A 9,551-nucleotide genomic window follows, 5' to 3' on the forward strand; every position below is an offset into this window, starting at 1 on the left:
CAGCTTGCCTGGCGCCGTCCCAGTACGCGCCAATCCGGCCCCCTCAGGTAAGTTAGAGATGTTGAAATCTGCAGACTTTCAGGGAGATGCCCCGCCAATGGCAAAGATTATCTATACCCACACTGACGAAGCGCCGATGCTGGCGACCTACTCGTTCCTGCCGATTGTGGAAGCTTTCGCCTCGACGGCCGGCGTTGAGGTCGAGACCCGCGACATTTCGCTGGCCGGCCGAATCATCGCCGTCTTCGGTGACTACCTGACTGAAGACCAGCGGATCAGTGACGCACTGGCCGAGCTGGGCGAATTGGCAAAGAAGCCCGAAGCGAACATCATCAAGCTCCCCAACATCAGCGCATCCGTCCCGCAGCTGAAGGCAGCCATTGCCGAACTCCAGGGACAGGGCTACGCGCTCCCTGACTACCCGGACAACCCCTCCTCTGACGAAGAGACGGACATCCGCTCGCGTTACGACAAGATCAAGGGCTCGGCCGTCAACCCGGTCTTGCGCGAAGGCAACTCGGACCGCCGCGCACCCCTGTCGGTGAAGAACTACGCCCGCCAGAACCCGCACTCCATGGGTGCCTGGAGCGCGGACTCCAAGACCAACGTTGCGCACATGTCGGCGAACGACTTCCGCTCCAACGAGAAGTCCGTGGTCATCCCTGCCGATGACACCGTCAAGATCCAGATCGTCCGCGAAGACGGCACTGTCAAGGTCCTCAAGCCGGCTTTCCCCGTCCTCGCCGGTGAAGTGGTGGACGGCACAGTGCTGCGCGCCGCCGCCTTGGACGAGTTCCTGGCTGCCCAGGTGGTTCGCGCCAAGGAAGAAGGCGTGCTGTTCTCGGCACACCTGAAGGCCACCATGATGAAGGTTTCCGACCCCATCATCTTTGGCCACGTCGTCAAGGCGTACTTCTCCGAGCTTTTCGACACCTACGGCAAGCAGATCGCTGCGGCCGGGCTGAGCCCCAACAACGGCCTCGCCTCCATTCTCAACGGCCTCGACGAACTCCCGGAGGACGTCCGCGAAGGCATCAAGGCGGCCATCAAGAAGGGCCTGGAAGACGGCCCGGCGCTGGCCATGGTCGATTCGGACAAGGGCATCACCAACCTGCACGTACCCAGCGACATCATCGTTGACGCCTCGATGCCGGCCATGATCCGCAGCTCCGGCCACATGTGGGGCCCGGACGGCAAGGAGCACGACACCCTCGCAGTCATCCCGGACAGCTGCTACGCCGACGTCTACCAGGTTGTCATCGATGACTGCCGTGCACACGGCGCCTTCGACCCCACCACCATGGGGACTGTTCCGAACGTGGGCCTGATGGCACAAGCGGCTGAAGAATACGGCAGCCACAACAAGACCTTCGAGGTTGAGTACGCCGGGACCATGCAGGTTGTGGATTCCTCCGGAACCGTGCTGATCGAACACCAGGTCTCCCCGGGCGACATTTGGCGCGCCTGCCAGACCAAGGACGTGCCGATCCGTGACTGGGTCAAGCTGGCTGTCACGCGTGCCCGTGCCTCCAAGATGCCGGCTATCTTCTGGCTCGACGAAACGCGCGCCCACGACGCCCAGCTGATCGCCAAGGTCAAGGAATACCTGAAGGACCACGACACTGAGGGCCTGCAGATCGAAATCATGTCCCCGGAGAAGGCCACCGCGTTCACGCTGGAGCGGATCCGCAAGGGCGAGGACACCATCTCGGTGACCGGCAACGTATTGCGTGATTACCTCACCGACCTGTTCCCGATCCTGGAGCTCGGGACCAGCGCCAAGATGCTCTCCGTGGTCCCGCTGATCAATGGCGGCGGTCTTTTCGAAACCGGTGCCGGCGGATCGGCTCCGAAGCACGTCCAGCAGCTCCTGCAGGAAAACCACTTGCGCTGGGACAGCTTGGGCGAATTCCTCGCACTTGCCGTTAGCTTCGAGCACCTCGCCACCACCACCGGCAACGCCCGGGCCCAGGTCCTCGCCGACACCCTCGACCGCGCCACGGGCACGTTCCTGCTCGACAACAAGTCGCCGAAGCGTAGGGTCGGCGAACTCGACAACCGAGGCAGCCACTACTACCTCGCCAAGTATTGGGCCCAGGAACTGGCCCAACAGAGCGACGACGCCGATCTCGCTGCGGCGTTCTCCGCCGTCGCCGGCGCCTTGACGTCCAATGAGGAAACCATCGTCGCCGAGCTGCTCGGTGTTCAGGGTTCGCCTGCCGACATCGGCGGCTACTACCGCCCGGACGCCGCGAAGGCAGAGGCCGTGATGCGGCCTTCAGCAACGCTCAACCGGGTTGTCGCGACGCTGAACTAGGCGCCGCGCCCGCCTGACTGGCTCGTAGTTGTTGTCGTTTCGAGAGCTAATGACAACAACTGCGAGCCAGCTGCATTTAAGCGCGGCGAAAGCGGCGCGGCGCGTCGACCCCATCGACAAGGTCGGCGAGTACGCGGCCGATAGCCGGGGTGAACTTGAATCCGTGCCCGGAGAACCCGGCTCCGACCACAAGGGGTCCAAAACGGTCGAGAACAAAGTCTTCGTTGGCCGTGCTGGTGTAGGTGCAGCTGATGGGAACCGCCGATTCGGCGTCGACTCCCGGCAGCCATTCACGGGCGTAGCGGCGGAGGGCCTCCAGTTGAACCGGCTCGGGTTCAAACGTCCGGGCATCAGGATCGGTGACCGGTCCTACGCCATGCCACCCCGCCTTGACCCCTTCGCCCGGCGTGAGCATCCCATAGACCGGGCTGTACCAATAGTCGTCGCGGGGATCGCCTGGGTCCGGCGCGTGGTTGAAGCTCGGCCAGAGCTGCGAACCGTCGATGGGTGTGAAGTGGGCGGGCTGCTCCTGGGTGATCACTAAACGGGGGAGTGGCACGTGCGCCCCGAGGAGCTTGCTGGTCCAGGCGCCTGCCGTGACGACGACCCGGCGTGCCGTGATCTCCAGCGAATCGGTCACGACGACGGCGCGATCGTCGATTCCGGCACGAAGAGAACATCGCTACGGAACATCATGCCCGCCCAACGCTCTGACGCCTCCTTGGCGGAGATGAAATGGCTTGCTATGCCCCGCTCCGCGTGCGCTGCGCGAACTTCCCGGAGGCGGGCAACGTTTCCGTGATTGGCCAGCCCCACAAGGTCCAACAATTGCGTTTCGGTCTCCTCGGCGAGCCCGTCCCAGAGTTTCCTGGCTTCGCTGACCAGGGCCAGGTAGTCGTCTTCCGCGTAGGCCGTGTTGAAGTTGCGCGTCGCGCCATGGGACGCGCCCATGTGGTGCCCTTCCTCGAACCGTTCCAGAAGGACCACTGATCGTCCTCTGAGCGCGAGTTGCCGCGCGGCAGCCGATCCCATTGCGCCTCCGCCGACTACGACGACGTCAACATCCATCCCAGATTCACCCATCCTGTCCCGCGGCCTCCCATCGAGGTCCACTGCAGCCTCCATTCTGCCGTGCACGGAGCGGCCCCTTTGAGCTGTGCCGTCGGCATGGAAGATTGGATCGGGTGAAATTCCTCCTTCCTTCGCAGACCTCGTCGTCGCGTGGCATCGCGTTTCTGAGGGTCGTGTTCGGCGGCCTTTTGCTGCTGCATGGGATCCAGAAACTGTTAGCCGGGCAGCCGGCCTTTGAGGCATCCATCGCCGCGATGGGTGTTCAAAAAGCCGAGCTGATGTCCTGGCTGGTCATCTGGGGTGAAACCGGACTGGGTGCACTTTTGGTGCTCGGCGCCCTGACCAGGGTGGCCGGTTTCCTGGCCGCCCTCATGTACGCGGGGATCTGGTTTGTCACCGAATCAGGCAAGCCCTTGTTGAGCGATAGTCCCGGAATCAACGCTGAGCTGCTCATCCTGTATATCGCGTTGGCGTTGGCATTTGCTTTCGTCGGTTCCGGGGCGGTTTCGCTGGATCGGAAACTGTTTGCCGGGAAGCCGACCCGGAAGTCACGGCGCTAATTGTCCTAGCGCCGTGACTGTGTCCTCGCGCCGGCCTGTGTCCTAGCGTCGGCCGGCCTGGAGACCTGCGCGGGCCATGGCGTCCGCATAGGAGCGGCCCATTTCGATCAGCCATTCGGTCTGGCGTTCCTTGGAACCGGCGAACGCGCGCCCGTGCAGTGAACGGGCTTTGTAGACCTTCAGGCCGCGGCGCCAGATCAGCTGGTTGTCAGTCTTGAGGAGCATCTGCGCCAAGCGGTTGGCTTCAGTTCCGTGGGCGACGATTGCGGACGCGCGCGGAACGAGTTTGAGGAAACTGATCAGCGGCTTGAGGCCTGCGGTGACCTGCTCGGGAGTCAGTTTTCCGTACGCCTCGCCCGGAGTGAACCAAGGGTGGGTGTTCCACGGCATCATCCATTCCGGGCGCAGGCCGAGCTGGAACTGCAGGCCCAGGAGGCGGGTGGCGGCGGTGTCTTCGCCTGCCCAGACAACGCCGCGCGGGGAGGGCTCGCTGGTGTTGGAGAACAGAGTGACAATCCGGCAGTCTTCGACCGAGTGCATCGGATCCACGTATGGAACCTCAAAACCGGGGCGGAGCTTGCGGAGGAACTCCACATGCTCGTTGACCGGAGCGATGTGCGGGGCGAAGAAAGGGCTGTCCGGAACCACGGGAACCTTGGCTTCTTCCGCAGGTGCCTCGCCGGAGTTTGCCCCTTCGAGGCCGGTCCTTTCGACGATAGTCACAGACGGCTTCGGTTCGGCGATGGCTTCGACGGCGGCTGGTTCGACGGCTGCTTCGACGGCGGCCATGGCGCTGACGGGAGCCGCTACAGGTTCCACCTTGCGGGTAATAACCGGGCTCGCCTTGGGCATCGATTTGGACGAAGCCACCTTCGGCGCGGTCGTCTTTACAGCCGCCTTCGGAGCGGCCTTCTTGGCCGGGGCCTTCTTTTCGGCCTTCGGCGCGTCTAGCTCATCCTCGTCATCGAACAAGCCATCGAAGAGTTTGTCGAGCTCGTCGTAGCCGCTGCCGTAGTCATCGTCGAGCTCGGGGCCGCGCCCGAAACCTTCTTCGTACCGCGAGTCCAGTTCGCTGCGGTAGTCCTCGTCGTAGACGTCGAAATAGTCCGGTTCGGCCAATGCGGTCATGAGAGCAGGGATCTCCTGGGGTCGGGCAGGGGCCGGTATCGGGCGCGGCGGTGCGCGTCCGTTTCCGGGCCAGTTGATGGGGAGGCTCTCCGGGGGACCGGTTGAGCCTTTAGATCTTAGCAAGCCGCAGGGCGCTCTGGTGTTCTTCCGCCGTTCATCTGACACGGTATGTCGCTCAGCACCGGGCATGAAGGAATAGCGATGCGTCGAAAATCACCCGGATGCGGTCCAAATCCATTTCCATTGATGACACGCATGAGCTCCTCCGCGGGGCTGTTTGCCCCGCGGAGGAGCCGGGAACGGGCTGCTGTCCAATGCGGTGGAGCAGTCCGAGCCAGTGACTATGCGGAAATAGTTGCCCGGATCTTCCGGCTGCCGACAATCACGATGAGCCCAAGCAACAGCAGCGCTGCCGCGAACAGCAACCACAAACCGTTGAAGCCGGTGCTTGCGAGAACGGCCGCTCCAGCCCCAACAGCAACGGCTGCGGTAGCTGCCGTAGCTGGGGTGGCGCCGGCTTGTGCCGCAGTTTCTGTTGCCGGAACGGTGGCAGCAGGATCAACGAAGCCTTGAGCGCCAATCGGTGAGTTCACGACCGGGGGGCCCACAACCACCGGAGTGACGGCCGACGGGTTCGTGCCGCCGGGAAGCAGCCCCGACGTGGTGCCGATCGTCAACGGGAGGCTCAAGGGAGCGCTGAGTCCCGTACCGGAGAGGATGCCGGTAGTTCCCGTCAGCGGGTTGCCGAGCAGGTTGGCGGAGATGTCGCCCACGGTGGCCGGTGCGGATACCGGAGCGTTGACGCCGGTGCCTGCCGGGGTGTTGCCGAGCAGGTTGGCGGAGGTATCGCCCACGGTGGCCAGGCCGGTGACCGGTGCGGTGACGCCGGTGCCTGTCGGCGTCGTGCTGAGGACGTTGACGGTGGTATCGCCCACGGTTGCCAGGCCGGTGACCGGTGCGGTGACGCCGGTGCCTGCGGTCGTGCCTCCGGTGGTCCCTGCCGGCGTCGTGCCTGCCGGAGTGGTGCTGAGGACGTTGACGGTGGTGTCGCCCACGGTTGCCAGGCCGGTGACCGGTGCGGTGACGCCGGTGCCTGCGGTCGTGCCTCCGGTGGTCCCTGTCGGCGCGGTGCTGAGGACGTTGACGGTGGTGTCGCCCACGGTGACCGGCGCGGTCACCGGAGCGGTGAGGCCGGTGCCTCCGGTAGTGCCTCCGGTGGTCCCTGTCGGCGTCGTGCTGAGGACGTTGACGGAGGTATCGCCCACGGTGACCGGCGCGGTCACCGGTGCGGTGAGGCCGGTGCCTCCGGTGGTGCCTGCCGGCGTCGTGCTGAGGACGTTGACGGAGGTATCGCCCACGGTGGCCAGTCCGGTCACCGGTGCAGAGACGCCGGTGCCCCCAGCCGTGCCTCCGGTGGTGCCTGCCGGCGTGGTGCTGAGGACGTTGACGGTGGTGTCGCCCACGGTGGCCAGGCCGGTGACCGGTGCGGTGACGCCGGTGCCTCCGGTGGTGCCTGTCGGCGTCGTGCTGAGGACGTTGACGGAGGTATCGCCCACGGTGGCCAGTCCGGTCACCGGTGCCGTGACGCCGGTGCCTGCCGGCGTGGTGCTGAGGACGTTGACGGAGGTATCGCCTACGGTGACCGGCGCGGTGACCGGGGCCGCCACCTGGGTGGCAGAGGCTGTCCCAGGAGCGGAATCGCTCAGAACTGCCAGTGAGGTGGCTCCGATATTAACAGGGACCGATACCGGAGCCACCGCCTGGGTTCCGGACGGGACGGCTACTCCGCCGGAATTGCTCGCCGGGGCCGGAGCCGGGGCGGATGCAGGGGTGGTGGTCGCGACGCCCGCATTTCCAAGTATTGAGAGCGACGTCGACCCGAGGGTCACCGGAGCGGACACCGGTGCAACGACTTGAGTGCCTGAGGCAGTGCCTTGCGCACTTGCTGTAGTGTCTGCCGCGTTCGCGGCAGTTGCGCCGAGGGCTACCAACCCGCCGGCAAAGAGGGTGCCAAGCAGCCCCTTGCGAATGATGCTGTGCATTATGTTTTCTCCTGAACGATTAGTCCCAAGGGCGCATCGGTCCGCAGGGAACCTGCGGGTGCGCCCGGATCGGCCGTTTGCCGCGGCCCCGAATGGACTTCCGGGGAGGCAGCGGGGCTCGGAACTAGTCGGGAGAAGAACCGGGGTCAAAGGACACCGGAGCCGGAACTCTGCCGGCAGCAGCCGTGGACTCGGTGGTCCCGGTCAAAGGCTGAAACAGGTCCGTACCTTGGAGCCAGGCCGCAGCGGCCCCCGAAGGATTCGTGGAAAGGACCGAAGCACCACCGGAGGCGCTGCTGTCCCCTGGTGTACCAAGCGGGAACGTCCCGTCGGCCGGGGGCGCCGGGTGATCTTCAGAACCGCCGGCCCAGGCCGCCCCCTTCGAAAGTGTCCCGGTCAGGGCCAGCGGAATACTGGGGCCAGCGAGGCTAGCGAACGGAGTTGCGACATCCTGAGCCGGCGTAGGCAGGGCTCCGGCATCGGGCCCAAGAACAGCGGGTCCCCCTGCGATGCCGTCGCCCATGGCCACATCATCGGGGAATTGAATGGAAGGGACCGTTGTGGCCAACACTGGGGTAACGACGCGGCCGAGCGAGGAATCAACGCTCGAGCCCACCCCGTCAACCGCGCTGGTTGCTGACGACACAACGTGTTCAGTCACGCCACCAACGGTTCCATCAGGAACAACGGCGCTGACCACGGGTGTCGTGGCCACGAGTCGGTCGACCCTCTGAGCCAGCTGAGGAAGTTCGTTCAAAACGGCAGCGGGTACCTGGGCCGCCGGTAGGTGGACCGCGCGGACTGGCGCCGAATCCGCAACCCGAGCGGGCAGGGACGCGGCACCTGCCGGAACGGAATCTGCAGGTGTCCCGGAAAGGCCCTTTGCGGCGTCGTGTACGACGCTTGACACTGTGGAACCCGCGCCGCCCAGAAGAGTGTGGTTGTTTGTATCTCCGGAATCAGCGTTGGCTGCCGTGGAAGAGAGGGCGATCCATACGACGGCACCCGCGCCCGCGAGCATGACGGAGCGGAGAACATGAAGCATGCGCGACTTACGTTGCTCGGCTTCCATCTCGACACCCCCAGCGTCAGCTTTGATCGACGATCGCTCCCATCGTAGGCCTCACTAGTTAACTAGTCCAGAGGTTTGCCGAAGGATTCGTCAACCCGCTCGGCGGGCGTCATTGGGGTACCGGACTCCGAGTTGGGATCGCACCCCGTCGAAGAGACGCATGGTGTTCAGCGAATCGTCCAAGGGCATCACGGGACTCTCAGTCAGTCCCTGCTGGACACAGCGGCTTACCTCACGCAACTCGTAGGTGTAGCCGATCCCTACCGCGTCGAAGCGTTCGATCCGCGGCTCGTCCCAGCCGGTTCGGATCAGAAGCTCCCTCGGATTGTTGATGGATCCCTGCGTCTGGAGGAACCCCTTGGAACCGGCAACGGACGCCGAGCGCGGCCCATGCGCAAGCAACGATGAGGTCAGCTGGGCGATGGCACCCTCCTCGTAAGCGAGCGTGAGCGCATTCTGGGAGTCGACGCCGTCGTCCGTTAACGTTCCCACTGCGCTGACCGACTGCGGGAAACCGAGCGTGCCCAAGGGCCACAGCAGGGCGTACACCGTGAGGTCCAAAAGGGCCCCGCCACCGTCCGCCGGGGCCCAGATGCGGGCGGAGGGATCGTAGGGGGCAGGGAAGCCAAGGTCTGCGCTGACCCACTTGATGTTGCCCAGCTCGCCGGAGGCGGCAATCGCGAATGCCCTCTGGATACTAGGCAGGAATCGGCTCCAGACAGCCTCCATCAGGAACAATTTCCGCTCCCGGGCCAAAGCAACGAGCTCGGCGGCCTCACGGCCGTTGATGGTCAAGGATTTCTCGCACAGGACGTGTTTGCCCGCGTTGAGGGCGTCCCGGACGATCTCAAAGTGCTGGGCGTGGGGAGTGGCCACATAGACCACGTCGACGGCGTCATCGGCGAGCAGCCGCTGGTAGCCGGGCACACCGCCGTCGTCCCCATAGGACTTCGCGACCCCATGCGCGGCAGCAAAGGCATCCGCTGAGTCCTGGTGCCGCGAACTCACGGCAAACAACTTTGCGTCCTCAAGCTGCGCGAGGTCGCCGGCCACGGTCTTGGCGATCCCACCGGTTGCAACAACGCCCCAGTTCAGGACCTTACCGGTTGCGGCCCGGGGATCCTGGTTCGGCTGGCTGAACAACCACGGTTTGGGGATATGCAGACTCATGCGGCCTATCCTCTCATTGCATCCCTTGCGTTTACAGGAAGCATGCGAGCGGGAAGACCGGGACCCGGACACGACGACGGCGGCCACCCCCTTGAGGGCTGGTTCTAGCGGTCGTTGCAACACCCAGAATTTTTTGGGAGTTGCAACGACCGTGTCGTCTTTAAAGAAGGAGCCGGTAAACCAACGGAGGT

The 9,551-nt window shown here is 64.6% G+C and carries 6 protein-coding genes and 1 pseudogene; 2 read left to right on the forward strand and 5 right to left on the reverse strand.

What is annotated here, in order from left to right:
- The first annotated feature begins 97 nt into the window (after window positions 1-97).
- Window positions 98-2,317, forward strand: a complete 2,220-nt coding sequence (locus J2S96_RS05275; RefSeq protein WP_306860607.1) for an NADP-dependent isocitrate dehydrogenase — start codon at window positions 98-100, stop codon at window positions 2,315-2,317.
- 76 nt (window positions 2,318-2,393) lie between these two features.
- Here the strand turns inward: J2S96_RS05275 and J2S96_RS05280 are convergent.
- A pseudogene (locus tag J2S96_RS05280) lies at window positions 2,394-3,385 on the reverse strand (FAD-dependent oxidoreductase).
- 116 nt (window positions 3,386-3,501) lie between these two features.
- Here J2S96_RS05280 and J2S96_RS05285 point away from each other — a divergent pair.
- Window positions 3,502-3,948 (forward strand): DoxX family protein, encoded by a 447-nt coding sequence (locus J2S96_RS05285; RefSeq protein WP_306860609.1) that lies wholly within the window; start codon window positions 3,502-3,504, stop codon window positions 3,946-3,948.
- Window positions 3,949-3,990: 42 nt separating this feature from the next.
- On the opposite strand, the gene J2S96_RS20160 is transcribed toward J2S96_RS05285, so the two are convergent.
- From J2S96_RS20160 to J2S96_RS05305, 4 genes are all read right to left on the reverse strand, one after another.
- Entirely contained in the window at window positions 3,991-4,488 is a 498-nt protein-coding gene (locus J2S96_RS20160; RefSeq protein WP_370873000.1) for a uracil-DNA glycosylase, read from the reverse strand.
- Between the two features lie 929 nt (window positions 4,489-5,417).
- Window positions 5,418-7,118 (reverse strand): hypothetical protein, encoded by a 1,701-nt coding sequence (locus J2S96_RS05295; RefSeq protein WP_306860613.1) that lies wholly within the window; start codon window positions 7,116-7,118, stop codon window positions 5,418-5,420.
- Window positions 7,119-7,242: 124 nt separating this feature from the next.
- Window positions 7,243-8,190: a hypothetical protein gene (locus J2S96_RS05300; RefSeq protein WP_306860615.1), complete on the reverse strand. Its 948-nt coding sequence runs from the start codon at window positions 8,188-8,190 to the stop codon at window positions 7,243-7,245.
- A gap of 90 nt (window positions 8,191-8,280) precedes the next feature.
- Window positions 8,281-9,360 carry a Gfo/Idh/MocA family protein gene (locus J2S96_RS05305; protein ID WP_306860617.1) on the reverse strand — a complete coding sequence of 360 codons (1,080 nt, stop codon included), beginning with the start codon at window positions 9,358-9,360 and terminating at the stop codon, window positions 8,281-8,283.
- Window positions 9,361-9,551: the final 191 nt, after the last annotated feature.

This window comes from Arthrobacter bambusae, from assembly GCF_030812595.1.
Taxonomy (GTDB): Bacteria; Actinomycetota; Actinomycetes; order Actinomycetales; family Micrococcaceae; genus Arthrobacter; species Arthrobacter bambusae_B.